The sequence below is a fragment of the Plantibacter sp. 2H11-2 genome (assembly GCF_050031945.1).
Lineage (GTDB): Bacteria > Actinomycetota > Actinomycetes > Actinomycetales > Microbacteriaceae > Plantibacter > Plantibacter auratus.
The window spans coordinates 58429-73973 of sequence record NZ_JBNBBL010000012.1 but is presented as its reverse complement, the minus strand read 5'-3'; the positions used below and the strand labels follow the sequence as shown (position 1 = coordinate 73973).

14 protein-coding genes are annotated in these 15545 nt (G+C 71.0%); all 14 read right to left on the bottom strand.

Annotation, left to right across the window (positions count from 1 at the left end):
- A partial coding sequence (locus ACQG07_RS18210) for an aldehyde dehydrogenase family protein (RefSeq protein ID WP_426739042.1) occupies positions 1 to 1353 on the bottom strand: 1353 nt, incomplete at its 3' end.
- Positions 1354 to 1379: 26 nt separating this feature from the next.
- Positions 1380 to 2381: a proline racemase family protein gene (locus ACQG07_RS18205; protein WP_426739041.1), complete on the bottom strand. Its 1002-nt coding sequence runs from the start codon at positions 2379 to 2381 to the stop codon at positions 1380 to 1382.
- Between the two features lie 55 nt (positions 2382 to 2436).
- On the bottom strand, positions 2437 to 3351 hold the full coding sequence (locus ACQG07_RS18200; protein WP_064294275.1) for a dihydrodipicolinate synthase family protein: 915 nt from the start codon (positions 3349 to 3351) through the stop codon (positions 2437 to 2439).
- Positions 3352 to 3392: 41 nt separating this feature from the next.
- A complete protein-coding gene (locus ACQG07_RS18195; RefSeq protein WP_426739040.1) occupies positions 3393 to 4910 on the bottom strand; it encodes an NAD(P)/FAD-dependent oxidoreductase in 1518 nt (505 codons plus the stop codon).
- Positions 4907 to 5257 (bottom strand): (2Fe-2S)-binding protein, encoded by a 351-nt coding sequence (locus ACQG07_RS18190; protein ID WP_426739039.1) that lies wholly within the window; start codon positions 5255 to 5257, stop codon positions 4907 to 4909. The genes ACQG07_RS18195 and ACQG07_RS18190 overlap by 4 nt, the downstream gene beginning before the upstream one ends.
- On the bottom strand, positions 5257 to 6453 hold the full coding sequence (locus ACQG07_RS18185; RefSeq protein WP_426739038.1) for an NAD(P)/FAD-dependent oxidoreductase: 1197 nt from the start codon (positions 6451 to 6453) through the stop codon (positions 5257 to 5259). The genes ACQG07_RS18190 and ACQG07_RS18185 overlap by 1 nt, the downstream gene beginning before the upstream one ends.
- A gap of 118 nt (positions 6454 to 6571) precedes the next feature.
- Positions 6572 to 7249, bottom strand: a complete 678-nt coding sequence (locus ACQG07_RS18180; RefSeq protein WP_064294279.1) for a GntR family transcriptional regulator — start codon at positions 7247 to 7249, stop codon at positions 6572 to 6574.
- Between the two features lie 41 nt (positions 7250 to 7290).
- Entirely contained in the window at positions 7291 to 8781 is a 1491-nt protein-coding gene (locus tag ACQG07_RS18175; protein WP_426739037.1) for an aminopeptidase P family protein, read from the bottom strand.
- Positions 8778 to 10091 (bottom strand): alpha/beta fold hydrolase, encoded by a 1314-nt coding sequence (locus tag ACQG07_RS18170; protein ID WP_274499494.1) that lies wholly within the window; start codon positions 10089 to 10091, stop codon positions 8778 to 8780. The genes ACQG07_RS18175 and ACQG07_RS18170 overlap by 4 nt, the downstream gene beginning before the upstream one ends.
- Complete coding sequence (locus ACQG07_RS18165; protein ID WP_202939678.1) at positions 10088 to 10966, bottom strand: ABC transporter ATP-binding protein; 879 nt, start codon at positions 10964 to 10966, stop codon at positions 10088 to 10090. Before ACQG07_RS18165 ends, ACQG07_RS18170 begins: the two co-directional genes overlap by 4 nt.
- Positions 10963 to 11844, bottom strand: a complete 882-nt coding sequence (locus ACQG07_RS18160) for an ABC transporter ATP-binding protein (protein ID WP_426739036.1) — start codon at positions 11842 to 11844, stop codon at positions 10963 to 10965. The genes ACQG07_RS18165 and ACQG07_RS18160 overlap by 4 nt, the downstream gene beginning before the upstream one ends.
- Complete coding sequence (locus tag ACQG07_RS18155; RefSeq protein ID WP_079705218.1) at positions 11841 to 12836, bottom strand: ABC transporter permease; 996 nt, start codon at positions 12834 to 12836, stop codon at positions 11841 to 11843. The genes ACQG07_RS18160 and ACQG07_RS18155 overlap by 4 nt, the downstream gene beginning before the upstream one ends.
- Positions 12833 to 13768 (bottom strand): ABC transporter permease, encoded by a 936-nt coding sequence (locus ACQG07_RS18150; protein ID WP_371413691.1) that lies wholly within the window; start codon positions 13766 to 13768, stop codon positions 12833 to 12835. The genes ACQG07_RS18155 and ACQG07_RS18150 overlap by 4 nt, the downstream gene beginning before the upstream one ends.
- A 45-nt stretch (positions 13769 to 13813) precedes the next feature.
- A complete protein-coding gene (locus ACQG07_RS18145) occupies positions 13814 to 15508 on the bottom strand; it encodes an ABC transporter substrate-binding protein (protein ID WP_124768779.1) in 1695 nt (564 codons plus the stop codon).
- Positions 15509 to 15545 lie beyond the last annotated feature (37 nt).

The window sequence follows — 15545 nt, the reverse complement described above, 5'->3', positions numbered from 1 at the left end:
AGATGTGTATAAGAGACAGGGTCCGCCGTGCTGCATGGCGGGCGTGACGGCGACGCCGGTGGGCCAACCGCCGAACAGCACCCGGCCGGCGTGCGCCGAGAGCTGCTGGACGAGTTCCACGAGGTCGTCGCTCGTCTCGTCGGCACCGGCGTGCAGGGTGGCCGTCAGGTTGCCCTCGCAGAACTCCGGCACGAGCGGCGCGAACGCCGTACCGGCCGGGACCTCGACGAGGATCGACAACGGACCGAAGGCCTCGTCGAGCAGGGCGTCCCGACCGGCCCGCAGCGCGTCGAGTGAGACCGCGACGATCGTCGGGGTCGCCCAGCCGTCGCCGTCCTCGTCGACCCGCAGCGAACCCTCGGCGATGACCCGCACGCCGTCGGTGCCGAGGATGGTGTCTCGCCTCGCCTCGTACCCGGCCGTGATGCGGTCGTTCAGGAGTCGGTGCTCGGGAACCGCGGCAGCAGCCTCGCGGATCGACTCGTCGAGCCCCGCGCCGTCCGGCAGGTAGACGAAGCCGGGCTTCGTGCACAGCTGACCCGCCGAGCCCGCGACACTCGTGACGAATCCGGTCGCGATGGCCGTCGCGGACTCGTCGAGGGCGGTCTGCGTCACGAACACGGGGTTGACGCTGCCGAGCTCGCCGAAGAACGGGATCGGGACGGGGCGGGCCGCCGCGAGGTCCGCGAGGATCCGGCCGGCCCGGAGGGAGCCCGTGAAGGAACCGGCCCGGACGCGCTCGTCCTGCAGCGCGACGACGCCGGCTTCCTGGCCGATGATCGTGTGGAACACGCCGTCAGGAGCCCCGGACGCCCGGAGCGCGGCCTCGACGACGGCCGCCGTCGCGAGCGAGAGCCGCGGGTGCCCGTCGTGCACCTTGAGGATCACCGGGCATCCGGCCGCGAGGATCGACGCGGTGTCGCCACCCGCGACGGAGAAGGCGAACGGGAAGTTGCTCGCCGCGAAGTTCACGACCGGGCCGAGCGGCACGAGGACGCGGCGGAGTTCCGGGCGCACGCCGAGTGCGAAGTCCGGGTCGGCCTCGTCGATCCGGACATCGAGGTAGGAGCCGTCGACGATCGTCTCCGCGAAGAGCCGCAGTTGCACGGCGGTGCGACGGAGCTCGCCTCGGAGCCGCGCCTCGGCGAGCCCCGTCTCGACCATGCCGACCGGGACGAGCTCGTCCGCGTGGGCCTGCAGGGCGTCGGCGACGGCGACGAGCGCACGCGCACGGGCGTCCGCCGGCGTCGCGGCCCACGCAGGTGCCGCCGCGGCGGCTCCCCGGAGGACCTCCTCGAGCTGCTCGGGGGTGGTATCGGTGATGGTGGCGTCGGGGGCTGGGGTGGTCGACATGTGATCCTCCGGGATCGTGGTGCGGTTCAGAACTGGAAGCCGGTCGGGAACGGATCGGCGGGGTCGAGGAGGTAGGAGCCGATGCCGGTGACCCAGGCCCGACCGGAGATGGTCGGGATGACGGCCGGCCGGCCCGCCACCGTCGTCTCGGCGATCAGCCGGCCGGTGAACCGGCTGCCGATGAAGGACTCGTTGACGAAGTCCTGGTCGAGCGGCAGCTCACCGCGGGCCCAGAGCTCGGCCATGCGCGCCGAGGTGCCGGTGCCACATGGCGAGCGGTCGAACCACCCCGGGAAGATGGCCATCGCATGCCGAGACAGCACGGCGTCGGATCCCGGCGCGATGAACTCGACGTGGTGGCAGTGGTCGAGCCCGGCGATCTCGGGGTGCACGGGCGGCGCCTGCTCGTTGATCGCCGCCATGATCCGCAGGCCCGCGTCGAGGATGTCCTGCTGACGGTCGCGGTCGAAGGGCAGGCCCACGTCGTCGAGGTCGACCATCGCGTAGAAGTTGCCGCCGAACGCGAGACTGTAGGGCACGGTGCCGAGGCCGGGCACCTCGATCGTGGCGTCGAGGCGGTCGACGTAGCTCGGGACGTTCTCGATGGTCACGCGGTCGGCGTGCCCGTCACTGACGTCGACCCGGGCGATCACGAGTCCGGCGGGGGTGTCGAGCCGGATCGTCGTGACCGGCTCGATCACCTCCACCATGCCGGTCTCCACGAGGACCGTCGCGACCCCGATGGTTCCGTGCCCGCACATCGGCAGGCAGCCGGACACCTCGATGTACACGACGCCCCAGTCGCAGTCCGCGCGCGTGGACGGCTGCAGGATCGCCCCGCTCATCGCCGCGTGACCGCGAGGCTCGTTCATGAGGAAGAGCCGCAGGTCGTCGAGGTGCTCCATGAAGTGCAGGCGCTTCTCGTTCATGGTCGCGCCGGGGATCACGCCGACCCCGCCGGTGACGACGCGGGTCGGCATGCCCTCGGTGTGCGAGTCGACCGCACTGATCATGCGGGAGGACTTCATGGTGTGCCTCTCAGGACTGGTGGTCGTGGTCGGGGTGTCGCGTCGGCCGTCAGGCTCAGCGTGCCGCGAGGTAGTCGAGCGCGCGACGCGTCTGCGTCGTGACCTGCTCCGTCTGAAGGGCGTTGAGCGGACCGCGCGGCGGACGCGTCGGACCACCGTAGCTCTCGCCGGCGATGTCGATCGACAGCTTGATGGCCTGGACGAACTCCGTCTTCGAGTCCCACCCGAAGACGGGCACGAGCTCGCGGTAGAGGGTGCGGGCCTCGTCGACGCGACCGGAGGTGACGAGCGTGTACAGCTCGACTGCCTCGCGCGGGAAGGCGTTCGGGTAGCCGGCGAACCAGCCGACCGCGCCGGCGACGAGGGACTCGAAGAGGAGGTCGTCCGCCCCCGCGATGACGTCGAGGTCGGTCTTGTCCTGGATCTCGAGCACACGACGGATGTCGGCCGAGAACTCCTTCACGGCGACGACGTGCTCGAGCTTGGCGAGCTCGACGAGCAGGTCGGGCGTGAGGTCGACCTTCGTGTCGATGGGATTGTTGTAGGCCATGATCGGCAGGCCGACCTCGTCCACGCGGCTGTAGTGCTCGATGACCTCGTCGTCGTTCGCCCGGTAGATGGTGGGCGGCAGGAGCAGGACGCCGTCCGCGCCGTCCTCCTTCGCGTACTCGGCCCACTGCTGGGCCTGGTGCCAGCCGACCCCGTGTACCCCGGCGACGACGAGGCCGCGGTCGCCGACCGTGTCGACCGCGACCTGGATGACCTTGCGACGCTCGGCGTCCGTCAGCGACGAGTACTCACCGAGCGAGCCGTTCGGGCCGACGCCGCGGCAACCGTTCTCGATGAGCCAGTTGCAGTGCTCGGCGAAGCGGTCGTAGTCGACGGCGAGGCCTGCGGGCGCCGAGGCGTCCTCCTTGAACGCGAGGGTGGTCGCGACGATGACGCCGCCGAGGTCGAACTGTTTGGCCATGGGTGGTTCCTTTCCGAGGGAGTGGTGCGGAGACCGGTCGGTCATCCTGGGTGTTCGGCCGTCGGGGTCGACGGCGGTTCGTGGGGAGGGTGTCCCGGTGCCTGCGCGGCGAGTTCGCCGATGCGCAGCGGGGAGACGATGGGCCGGCGGTCGCTCGAGACGCCGTCGATGAGGCCGCTGCCGCCGGATTCGGAGGCGACGCGGTGGAGGAGCTCCTCGACGGTGCGACCGCACATGCGGCCCTGGCAGATCCCGAGCCCGGCTCGCGTGCTGAGTTTGAGCGAGCGCAGGCCGGTCGCACAGGTGGCGGTCGCCGTCGTGCGCAATGAGCCGTAGTCGACCTCCTCGCAGCGGCAGATGGTGGTGTCGTCGTCGAGCCAGTCGCTCCAGCCGGCGCGGATGCCGTGGGCACGTTCGAGCCGGTCGGCGAAGGCGAGGAACGTGTCGCGTCGGCTCACGGCGGCGCGGATCCCGGAGGCACCGGGGAGGCCGCCGGCCGCAGCGTGTCCCGCGATCGCGCCCTCGGCGAGCGCGGCGTCGACACCCCCGATCCCGGTGATCTCCCCCGCCGCGAAGACGGTCGGGACGCTCGTGCGCTGCTCGGCGTCGACCTGGACGAACCGGGCTTCGGTGAGCGCGCAGCCGACCGCGACGGGCAGTTCGAGCCGCGGGGTGAACCCGTGACTGACGCACACGGCGTCCGCTTCGACCGTGCGCTCGGTGCCGGGGATCGGCGACCAGTCGGCGTCGACGGCGGCGATGGTCACGCGCTCGACCCGGTCGGCGCCGTGCGCGGCGACCACGGCGTGACCGACGCGGTACGGGATCCGGTGGCGGAGGTGGCCACCGACGTAACCGAGCAGTTCACCGGCCTTCCCGGTCACGCCGAGCAGCTGCCAGGGCTTGGGGAGCCAGCCCCTCGCGAGGCCGCCGACGGTCGTGGCCTCGTAGACCCCGAGCACGCGTGATCCGGTCGCGGTCAGGGACGCGGCCACCGGCAGCAGGAACGGTCCGGCACCGGCCACGACCACCCGCTGACCGACGGTGACCCGCTCGCCCTTCGCGAGCGCCTGGGCGGCACCGGCCGAGAAGACGCCGGGGAGGTCCCAGCCGGGGAACGGCAGCGTGCGGTCGTGCGCGCCGGTCGCGAGGACGAGCGTGTCCGGCCGGAGGGTGAGGGGCGAGCGGTCGGTGCCGTCCGGCGGTCCGACGAGGACGTGCAGGCGCAGGCCGGTCGCACCGGAGGTGTCGTCGGACCCGTGGTCGGCGGCGGCGCGGTCGACGTCGATCGCCCACACCTGCGCCTCGGTGATCACCGTGCAGGCGTCGTCGGCGTCGAGCGCCGCGCGCATGGAGACGAAGCGCTCGAACCCGTGGTGCAGCGAGGCCTCTGCTTCCGACGGCCGGCTGGCCGGCAGGTGCCGCCAGTACTGACCGCCGAGCTCGTCCGAGGCGTCGAGCAGCGTGACGGCGGCGCCGAGCGCCCGGGCGGCGAGCGCGGCCTGGAGGCCGGCGGGACCTGCACCGACGACGACGACCTCGCGCTGCCGGGCGCTCATGCCAGGTCCCCGAACGGGTCGTTCTCCGTCGTGGGTTCCGGGAGGGCGTCGTGCTGTGTCTCGATGCGGTCGCCGTCCGCGGCGCGACGCTGGCAGGCACGGACGTCCCGCTGGCCGTTCACCGTGACGATGCAGTCGAAGCAGACCCCGATGCCGCAGAAGACGCCACGCGGCTTCCCTGACCCACTGGTGCGGCGCCAGGCGAGGACGCCGGAGCCCAACAGGACGCCGGCGATCGTCTGGCCGCGGAGTCCGTCGACGGGCGTCCCGTCGAGGTCGATGCGCAGCGCGTCCTCCGTGCCGGGCAGGATCCGGTCGTTCGTCGCGGGCAGTCGTCTCGAGACCATCAGGCCACCTCCGCCGGCCGGTCGACGCGCAGGTGCAGGGCGAGCCCCGGGCGGTCGAGTTGGAACGGGGCGTCGTCGAGGTCGGTGGATCCACCGAGCAGGCGGGCGGAGATGAGTTCAGCGGTCGCGAGGGCCAGTCCGATGCCGGCGCCCTCGTGGCCCGTCGCGTGCCACAGGCCGTCGACACGGTGGTCGGGGCCGATGACCGGGAGGTGGTCGGGCATGTACGGCCGGAAGCCGCCGTAGCTGCGCATGACCGAGGCGTCGCGGAGGAACGGGAAGAGGCGCAGGGACTTCGCCGCGACCTCGCGGAGCACGTCGACGTCGAGACGCGCGTCGAATCCGATCTGCTGTCGGCTCGAGCCGATGAGGACCGTGCCCGCGGCGGTGGACTCGACGACGCTCGAGGTCTGGAGCGAGGCGTCGCTCGACTGCGTGGCACCGAAGTAGTCGCCGTCGTAGACCTTGTGGTGCACGCGGTGCGGCATGCGGGTGGTGACGAGCACCATGCCGCGACGGGGACGGACCGGGACGGGTGCGCCGAGCAGGTCGCCGAGCTCGGCCGACCACGGTCCGGCGCAGACGAGGACCGCGTCGCCCGAGACATCGCCCACGGAGGTCTGGACACCCGTGAGGCGACCGGTCGCGCTCCGGACGCCGCCCGTCACGGTGACGCCGGTGCGCACGACAGCGCCCGCACGCCGGGCCGAGGCGAGCAGGGCCTCCGTGGCGATGACGGGCTGGACCTGTGCGTCCTCGGGATAGTGGACGGCCGCCGTGGACGAGCGGGTGATCGACGGCTCCGCCGCGAGCAGCTCGTCCTCGGTGAGAGGTCTGGCGTCGACACCGGCGGCGCGCTGGGCGGCGGCGAAGTCGAGCAGGGGCTGCGCGCCGGCCTCGGTGGTGGCGACCACGATGCCGCCCTTGCGCTCGAACTCGATGCTCGGGAAGGTCGGTCCCAGTTCGGCGCTGAGTTCGGCGGTGACGACGGGCCAGAGGCGTGAGGCGTACCGCGCGAGGTCGAGTTCGGGGCCGGGCCCCTTGTCGGAGACGAGGAGGTTCCCCTCCCCCGAGCCGCTCGTGCCGCCGGCGGCCGCCGAACGGTCGAGCACGACGACCTCGGCACCGCGTCGGGCGAGGATCCGCGCGCAGGCCGCACCGACGATGCCGGCGCCGACGATGACGATGCGGGTCACGGGCGGTCCTCTCGGTCGATGCGGGGAAGGGCTTTCAGTAATGTGTCACACATTCACTGAACAGGCAAGCGTGCACGATCGCGGATCCTGGTCGAGGTCCGCGCACGCACGCCAGGGGCTACTCGGCGTCGGATTCGGGCTTGCCGGCCCACCAGCCGGTGGTGTGCCCGATGTGTCGGTGCATGAGCTCGCGAGCGGCGACCCCGTCACCCCGCTCGAGGGCGTCGAGGAGCTCGTGGTGCTCCACGGCGGAGCGGTCGAGCTGCTGCGAATCGAGCATGGCGGCCAACCCCACGAGCCGGGTGCGTCCGCGGAGGTCTGCGACGAGCTCGACGAGCAGCGGGTTGCCGAGTTTCGCGGTGAGCGCGAGGTGGAACGCCTGGTCGGCTTCGAGGTACCGGGTCAGGTCGCCGTCACGGGCACCGGCCACGATGTCGTCAGCCTGCTGCCGGAGCTCGGGCAGCGAGCCGTGGTCGAAGACCTCGGCCAGGTCCGCCATCGCGGGCGGCTCGAGGAGCTGGCGGATCTGCGCCGTGTTGCGGAGCGAGGCCTCGCTCACGACGGTGACGCGGAACCCCTTGTTCCGGACCGCCTCCACGAAGTCGCGCTTCTCGAGATCGAGCATCGCTTCGCGGACGGGGGTCGCCGAGACGTTGAACTGCACCGCCAGCGTCGGTACCGAGATCATCGTCCCCGGCGCGAGCTCGCCCGAGATGATCGCCGCGGACACCGCCCGCTCCACCTGCGCGCGCAGGCTCAGCCGTTCCTCGGCCGGTCGGATCGCCGACATGCTCATCGCGACTCCCATCATTCGTCTCCCACCACGGTCCGCTCAGGTTACTGGGCGCGCATCCACGCTTCGATGCCCGACGCGTCGATGGGCAGCGCATCCGACAGCACCTCGGCGCCGTCGGCCGTAACGAGGAGGTCGTCCTCGAGCCGGACGCCGATGCCACGCAGTTCCGGTGGAACCGTCTCGTCGAAGGCGTGGAAGTACAGCCCCGGCTCGACCGTGAGCACCATGCCGGGCGCCATCGAGCCGCCCTGGTAGGCCTCGTAGGAGGACTTGGCGCAGTCGTGGACATCGAGGCCGAGGTGGTGACCGATGCCGCACACGAGGTACCGCCGGTGCTGTTGCCCGACCGGGCTCAGAGCCTCGTCGACGGACACCGGCAGGAGGTCCCAGTCGTGCAGTCCCTGCGCGATGACCTCCATGGCGGCGTGGTGGAAGTCGGTGAAGTCGCGGCCCGGACGGACGGCGGCCATCCCGGCGCGGTGGGACGCCTCGACGAGGTCGTGGACGCGCCGCTGCTCCGGGCTGAAGGTGCCCGAGACGGGGAAGGTGCGGGTGACGTCCGCCGTGTAGAACGCACGCGTCTCCACGCCCATGTCGAGCAGGATCGCGTCCTCGGGGCGGACCGGGCCGTCGCAGCGCACCCAGTGGAGCGTGGGTGCGTGCGCACCGCTGCCGACGATGGTCGAGTAGCCGGGGCCGTTCCCCGTGGTGCGCGCGTGCCGGTCGAAGGTCCCCTGCAGCCAGCGCTCACCGCCGCCGGCGACGGCCGTCGCCAGCTCCCGGATCACGGCGGAGAACCCGCCGACGGTCGCGTCGACCGCTCGCCGCAGCTCCGCGATCTCCCACTCGTCCTTGATCATGCGCAGTTCCGAGAGCACACGGCCGAGTTCCGGCGCGACCGTCAGCGGCTCGAGCGCGCGATGCTGCGAGGTCAGCGTCCCCGCGAGAAGTGGTCGCTCGACGCCTCGGAGCGCGTCGGGCAGCGCGGCGAGCACCTCGACCCGGAGGTCGAGGACCGCCGACCAGTCGGCCGGCCCCGGCGCGGAGCCGACCCAGAGCTCACCGTGGTTGGCGTCGGCGAAGAAGCCGGTCTCGCCCGGGTGCGCCGGTGCCGGGATGTACAACGTCGCGTCGTGACCGGCGCCGCTCGGACGCAGCACGAGGACCGCGTCCTCGGCGGAGCAGCCGGTGAGCCAGAAGAAGTCGCTGTCGGGGCGGAAGTCGTAGTTCGAGTCGTTGGCCCGGACGGGCGCGCGACCGGCGGCGACGACGAGCGTCCGCCCGACGAAGGCCTCGCTCAGCCGACGACGGTGCTCGGCCGCGGCCGCGGCGATCCCGGGCTCGACCGGCGGCGTGCGGTCGGGGGTGCCCCAGCCGGTGCCGAGGAACTCGCGGAACGCCGGCACCTCGGCCAGGCGGGGCAGCTTCGGGTCCGGGTTCGCCGGGCGCGGCATGGACGTGGCGGGTGCCTCCGTGGTGGCCGGCGCGAGGCCCGCCGTCTGCTCGGGTGCCTGCTGCTGTGTGTCGGTCATGCCTGCTCCTCATCCGCGCGACGGCCGCCGCGCTCGTCCACCATCGAGAACAGGCGGCGCACCACGGCGGCGTCCTGGATCCCGTCGTGCTCGTACTCGTTCGTGACCCAGGCGGTCGCCCCGCCGACCACGTCGACCGTCTCCAACTGCAGCTGCGCGTCCACGTACATGTCGTCGAAGTACACGGCCGCGGCGAGCGGCACCGTGCTCGCCTCCAGGACCGCGGGGTCGTACAGCGGGTCCCAGTCGGTCTTGGCCGCCAGTCGCTCCACCGCGCCCTGGAAGGGTCGGAGCGATCGGATCTCCTCGAACATCCAGGGGTAGACCATCTCCCCCGTGAACAGCAGCGGCCTGGCCGTCTCGGCGAACGCCGGCCGTGCGTCGCGCTCGGCCTGCGCCGCCCACGCGGTCGCCCCCGAGCCGGCGGCACCGTAGATGCTCTCCTGCAAGGCGATGAAGAGGGGGTTGTCGACGTAGGACGTCCTCCCCCAGACCTGCGCCAGGAAGGTGTCGCTCAGGTGGTCGCCGCTGTCGAACGCCTCGTCGAGCAGCCAGTGGAGGCGCTCGTAGCCGGGCTTCATCCCGAAGTCGATCCCGAGGTTCTGGAAGCGCCGCACGGTGAGTCGATCGCCGTCCGGCAGGAGCACCTCCTCGGCGGCGAGTCGGTCGGCGATCCGCGCGACGGTGTCGACGTCCTGGGGGTACCGTTCGGCGAAGGCCAGGTTCTTGCGCTCGGTGCGCGGATAGGTGCGTCGGTAGACCTCCGCCGCCGACGGGTGGATGCCCGCCAGACCGCCGGTGACGTAGCAGGCGGCCAGTCCCTCCGGGGCTCGCGAGAGGTAGGTGAGGGTGAGGAACCCGCCGTAGCTCTGACCGAGCGTCGACCAGCGACGGCCACCGAAGACGGTGCGGCGCAGGTACTCGGCATCGTCGACGATCGAGTCTGCCCGGAAGCGTTCCAGGTACTCGGCCTGTGCAGCAGCGTCACCGACGGCCGCGATGGACCGGCCGTCGATCCTGGTGCTCCGCCCGGTGCCGCGCTGGTCGAGCAGCACGAGCCGGAAGGTGCGGAGGGCCTCGGCGATCCAGCCGTCCCTGGACACCGGACGCGGGCCTTTGCCGCCCGGTCCGCCCTGGAGGAACACGAGGACCGGGAGCTGTTCCTCGCGACGCAGGGGGTCAACGAGTTCGCGGGCGAACAGGCTGATCGTGCGGCCGTCGTCGGGCCGTCGCCAGTCGAGCGGGACGTCGACCGTGTGGTCGGTCACGTGGATCCCCGGCAGCAGGGAGGTGGTGGTGCGGTGGGTCATGCCTGTGTCCTTCCGGCGGCCGGTCCGTGCGTCCGCTCCTGTTCGAGCATGGTGGCACGCGCGGCCTCCCAGCTCGGGTCGATCGTGGGCACGGCGGCGAGCAGGGTCTTCGTGTACTCGTCCTGCGGGTGGTCGAAGATCGCCTCGCGGTCACCCTGCTCGACCACCTTGCCCCGGTGCATGACTGCGACGTCGTGCGCGATCTGCCGCACGACGGCGAGGTCGTGCGCGATGAACAGGTAGCTCAGACCGCGCTCGGCCTGCAGGTCGCGCAGCAGGTCGATGATGCGTGCCTGCACCGACACGTCGAGCGCCGACACCGCCTCGTCGCAGATCACGAGCTTCGGGGAGACGGCGAGCGCCCTGGCGATCCCGATGCGCTGGGCCTGGCCGCCGGAGAACTGCCGCGGGTAGCGCTGGAGGTGGTCGGGGTTCAGGCCGACGCGGTCGAGCAGGTCGCGCACGAGGGCACGCTTGCCCTGCTTCGGGGTGATGCCCTGGTAGTCGAGCGGTGCCGACACGATGCGCTCGACGGTGTGCCTCGGGTTGAGGGAGGAGAACGGGTCCTGGAAGACGACCTGCACCTTCGCCCGGAACGCGGCGAGCGCCGGCCCACGCGCAGTGGTGACGTCCTCGCCGTCGAAGGTGATCGTGCCGGCGGTCGGTTCGATGAGCTTCGCGATCATCCGCGCGGTCGTCGACTTGCCGCTGCCCGACTCCCCGACGATGCCGAGCGTCTCGCCGGCGCGGACGGCGAACCCGACGTCGTCGACGGCGCGGAACTGCGTGGTGCGTGCGCGGAACGCGCCGTCGCCCCTCGTGGTGAAGTCCTTCGTGAGCCCGGTGGCCTGCAGGAGCACTGGTGCGTCGTTCATGCCTGTCCCTCTCCGGTCGTGGCGGGTGCCGTCGGCCGCTCGGTGAACGGGTCGTCGATCCGCGGGAGGGCGTCGAGGAGCGCCCGGGTGTACGCCGCCTGTGGTCGGGAGAAGATCTGTTCGGCCGTGCCCATCTCGACGGGGTCGCCGCCGCGCATGACGAGCACGTCGTCGGCGACCTGACTGACGACGGCGAGGTCGTGGGTGATGAAGATCATGCCGGCACCGGTCTCCCGTTGCAGTTCGGAGAGGAGGTCGAGGATCTGCGCCTGGACGGTGACGTCGAGCGCCGTCGTCGGTTCGTCCGCGATGAGCAGGTCGGGTTCCAGACAGAGCGCCATGGCGATCATGATGCGCTGCCGCATGCCGCCCGAGAACTGGTGCGGGTAGTGGTCGACCCGCCGGGAGGCGTCCGCGATGCGGACCCGTTCGAGGGCCTCGATCGTGACGGCCCTGGCGGCTTTCCGGGAGCCGCCGCGATGGGCGCGGTACGCCTCCTCGATCTGCAGTCCGACGGAGTAGTACGGGTTGAGCGAGGAGAGCGGGTCCTGGAAGACCATCGCGATCCGATCGCCGCGCACCCGCCGCATCTCGCGGTCGCTGCGACCGACGAGCTCGTGTCCGCTCAGCCGGACGCTGCCGGTCGTGCGCCCGCCGTTCGGGAGCAGTCCCATGATCGCGAGCGAGGTCATGGACTTGCCGGAGCCGGACTCGCCCACGATGCCGAGGGTCTGGCCGTGCTGGACCGCGAACGACGCCTTCCGCACCACGTCGATGTCGCCGGAGGTGGTCGGGAAGGTGACCGTGAGGTCGTCGACCTCGAGCAGCGCCGCCCCGGGGACGGGCAGGGAGATGGTCCTGGTGACGGTGGGGCTCATGCGCTCTTCACTCTCACTCTCGGGTCGAGGAACGTGTACACGACGTCGACCACGACGTTGCCGATGACCACGAAGAACGCGGCCAGGAGGGTGACGCCCATGATGACGGGCTGGTCGTTCTTCGCGATCGAGTCGGCGGCGAGCTTGCCGACGCCGTTCAGTCCGAACACCGTCTCGGTGATGAGGGCGCCCCCGAGGAGGCCCGCGAAGTCCATGCCGAAGAGCGTGACGACGGGCGTGAGCGCCGGCCGCAGCGCGTGGCGGCGCAGGATGAGGGGCGCGGGCAGGCCCTTCGCCCGGGCGGTCCGCATGAAGTTCTCACCGAGGGTGTCGATGACGTTCGCCCGGACGAGCCTCGCGTACATCGACGCGTAGCCGAGGGCGAGCACGATCCACGGCATGAGGTAGTTCTGGAACCAGCGGACCGGGTCCTCGGCGAAGGGTACGGCCTGCGGGAACGGCAGGATCTGCAGTTGCACCACGAGGACGTACTGCAGGAGGAGCGCGAGGAAGTAGTTCGGCAGGCTGATACCGGCGAGGGCGACCATCATCGCCCCACGGTCCCAGCCGGTCCCCTGCTTGACGGCGCTGAGCAGGCCACCGCTGACGCCGACGAGCAGCCAGAGGACCGCCGCACCGATCGCGACCGTCGCGGTCACGGGGAAGCGCGCGGTGATCATGTCCATGACGGACTCGTTGGTCTGGAAGCTGAAGCCGAGGCACGGTGCCGCGCAGGAGACCGCGGAGGCGCCCTCCCCGTAGCTCCGGCCCATGACGATCCCCCGGATGAACTCGAGGTACTGCTGCCAGAACGGCTGGTCGAGCCCGAGCTGCGCCCGGATCTGGTCGATGCGGTCGGGGGTGCAGGTCTTGCCGCAGATCTGCACCGCCGGGTCGGGCGACAGCAGGAAGAAGATGACGTAGGTGAAGAGGCTGATGAGCAGCAGGATGCCGATCGCCGACGCGATGCGGCGCAGGAGGTAGAGGGTCATGAGGCGGCGTCTCCCGAGTCGAGGGCCTTGCGCAGGCGGTCGCCGAGCACGGTGAAGGACAGCACCGTGAGGAACAGGAAGGTGCCGGGGATCAGGAAGTACATCGGGTCGACCGCGTACCAGCCGACCGCGGTCGCGATCATCTGGCCCCAGCTCGGCGTGGGCGGGGTGACGCCGACACCGAGGAAGGAGAGGCCCGCCTCCGTGCCGATGTAACCGGGAACGGCGAGGGTGGCCAGGACGATGATGGTGCCGCGGAGGTTCGGCAGGATCTCGCGGAAGACGATGCGGATGCCCCCGGCGCCCGAAGCACGCGCCGATTCGACGAACTCGCTCGTCCGCAGCGACATCGCCTGACCGCGCACCACCCGGGCGGTGTACGGCCAGCCGAAGAGGCTCAGCACGACGACGAGCAGGACCGGTCGGTTGCCGGCGGGCAGGGCCGACAGGAGCGCGATCATGAAGATGAGCGACGGGAACGCCATGAGGAAGTCCATGACGCGGGAGACGACCTGGTCGACCCACCCGCCGTAGAAGCCGGCGAGCATGCCGAGCACGACGCCGAGCACGGTGGTGACGATCGTCGCCGAGACGGCGATCGACAGCGACACCTGCGCACCGAAGGCGATGCGCGCGAAGATGTCGCGTCCGTTCCCGGGTTCGACCCCGAACCAATGCTCGGCGGAGATCCCGCCGAGGTTGCCGATCGGCACGCCGCCGAGGTCGGAGTCCACCGCCGACTTGTCGAAGGTGTACGGACCCCAGCCGCTGATCGCGGTGATCAGCGGGGCGAGGATCGCGAGCAGCACGACGAGCACGATGAACGCGACGCTGAGCAGCACCGGCGGGCTGGAGCGGAGGGAGGCGATCACCCGCCGCGCGGGGGTGGGCGCACCGACCGGCGCACCCACCTCCTCGGCGACGGTGGTCAGCTCACTGGGAACGGACGACGACATCTGGGGCTACCGGCTTTCCGACTACTTGCCGGCAGAGGACAGGCCGACGGACACGTAGTCGATGCCACCGGAGTACCCGGCGTGCGAGTACGCACCGGCGACGTTCGCTCCGACGACCATGACCGTCTTCTCGAACAGCAGCGGCACCGTCGGCACGAGCTTCTGGATCTGCTCGTCGAGCGCGCCCCAAGCGGCGTTGGCCTCGTCGGTGTCGGTCATCGCGCGGATCTCGGCGATGCGCTCGTTGACGGCGGGGTCGTTCAGCTGTGCGATGTTCGAGTTGCCCTTCGGGAAGATCTGCGAGCCGTCGAAGAGCGGCGGCAGGAAGGTCGAGCCGGAGGCCCAGTCCGGGCACCAGCCGGTGATGGCGGCGTCGTTCTGCTGCGACGTCGTGCCGATGACCTCGTAGTAGGTCGAGGTGTCGATGAGGTTGAAGTTCACCGTGATGCCGGCCTTCGCGAGCGCCTGCTGCACCGCCTCGGCCTGCGCCTGCATCTTGGGCTGGCTGCGGATGTCGAGCGTGAACGAGAAGCCGTCGGGGAGGCCCGCCTCGGTGAGGAGTTCCTTGGCCTTCTCCGGGTCGCCTGCGTTGTCCTTGCTCGGGTAGAGGTCGAATTCGGTGTGGCCGGCGACGGTGGGCGGCAGCATGGTGGTCGCGATGTCCGCGAGCTGCGATCCGCCCGAGGCGTCCTTCACCGACTCGCGGTCGATGGCGTAGGCGATGGCCTGGCGGACCAGCGGGTTGTCCATGTTCGGCTTGGTCGTGTTCAGACCCATGTACGTGGTGCAGCCCTGGAGGCCGGCGATGGTGCGTGCCTTGAGTGCCGGCGTCTGGATCCGGGAGATGGAGGCTGCCTGGACGGACCCGGCGATCGCGTTCGCGTCGTCACCCTGGCCGGCGATCATGCGCTCGTCGATGGTCGAGGCGTCGAGGCCGAAGGTGAAGTCGAAGCCGTCCGGGTAGGCCTTGCGGACGTCGTCCGTCTTCGGGTCCCACGAGTCGTTGCGGACGAGCTTCAGCTGCGAGCCGCGCTCGTAGCTGTCGACCTTGTAGGGGCCGGAGGCGATCGGCATCTTGTCGAGGCTCGTCGTCGTCACCCGCTCGGTGTCGGCGGGGAAGGGCGTGAAGCTGTTCTGCCCGACGACGCTCGCGAAGTCGGCGAACGGCTCCTTGAGCGTGAAGACGATGGTCTGGTCGTCCGGCGTCTGGATGGACGGCAGGTCACCCGTGATGTACGGGCCCTCGTACGAGTCCGTGCCGGCGATCGTGAGGCGGGCGTAGGGCGATCCGACGGCGATGGCCGGGTCGAAGGAGCGCTCGACGCCGAACTTCACGTCCTTGCTCGTGATCGGCGTGCCGTCCTCGAACTTGAGGTCGTCCTTGAGCGTGAACGTCCACTGGAGGCCGTCGTCGCTCACCGTGCCGAGGTCGGTCGCGAGGTCGGGGACCATCTCGGTGCCCTTGGCACCCTCGCCCGTCGACTGCGTCGTCAACGTGCGGTAGATGAGGCGGTAGAAGTTGTTCACGCCGCCATCGAAGCCCTGGACCGGGTCGAGGTGCGAGAAGTCCGCGTTCAGGAGGACGTCGACGGTGCCGCCCTTCACCGGGGTGCTGGACGGGCCGTCACCTCCCGAGCCCGAACCCGCGGAGGTACACCCCGCGAGGAGGAGGACGGCCGCCGCCGCGAGGGCGGGGATGGAGAATCGTTGCTTCATGACGCTCTGCTTTCGTGTCGATCGGGCGGGTCGCCCG

Excerpts from the sequence above, each read along its gene's own strand:
- ACQG07_RS18165 (WP_202939678.1), bottom strand. The coding sequence starts at position 10,966 with ATGAACGACGCACCAGTGCTCCTGCAGGCCACCGGGCTCACGAAGGAC.
- ACQG07_RS18170 (WP_274499494.1), bottom strand. The coding sequence starts at position 10,091 with ATGACCCACCGCACCACCACCTCCCTGCTGCCGGGGATCCACGTGACC.
- ACQG07_RS18180 (WP_064294279.1), bottom strand. The coding sequence starts at position 7,249 with ATGAGCATGTCGGCGATCCGACCGGCCGAGGAACGGCTGAGCCTGCGC.
- ACQG07_RS18175 (WP_426739037.1), bottom strand. The coding sequence starts at position 8,781 with ATGACCGACACACAGCAGCAGGCACCCGAGCAGACGGCGGGCCTCGCG.
- ACQG07_RS18190 (WP_426739039.1), bottom strand. The coding sequence starts at position 5,257 with ATGGTCTCGAGACGACTGCCCGCGACGAACGACCGGATCCTGCCCGGC.
- ACQG07_RS18155 (WP_079705218.1), bottom strand. The coding sequence starts at position 12,836 with ATGACCCTCTACCTCCTGCGCCGCATCGCGTCGGCGATCGGCATCCTG.
- ACQG07_RS18200 (WP_064294275.1), bottom strand. The coding sequence starts at position 3,351 with ATGGCCAAACAGTTCGACCTCGGCGGCGTCATCGTCGCGACCACCCTC.
- ACQG07_RS18205 (WP_426739041.1), bottom strand. The coding sequence starts at position 2,381 with ATGAAGTCCTCCCGCATGATCAGTGCGGTCGACTCGCACACCGAGGGC.
- ACQG07_RS18195 (WP_426739040.1), bottom strand. The coding sequence starts at position 4,910 with ATGAGCGCCCGGCAGCGCGAGGTCGTCGTCGTCGGTGCAGGTCCCGCC.
- ACQG07_RS18160 (WP_426739036.1), bottom strand. The coding sequence starts at position 11,844 with ATGAGCCCCACCGTCACCAGGACCATCTCCCTGCCCGTCCCCGGGGCG.
- ACQG07_RS18145 (WP_124768779.1), bottom strand. The coding sequence starts at position 15,508 with ATGAAGCAACGATTCTCCATCCCCGCCCTCGCGGCGGCGGCCGTCCTC.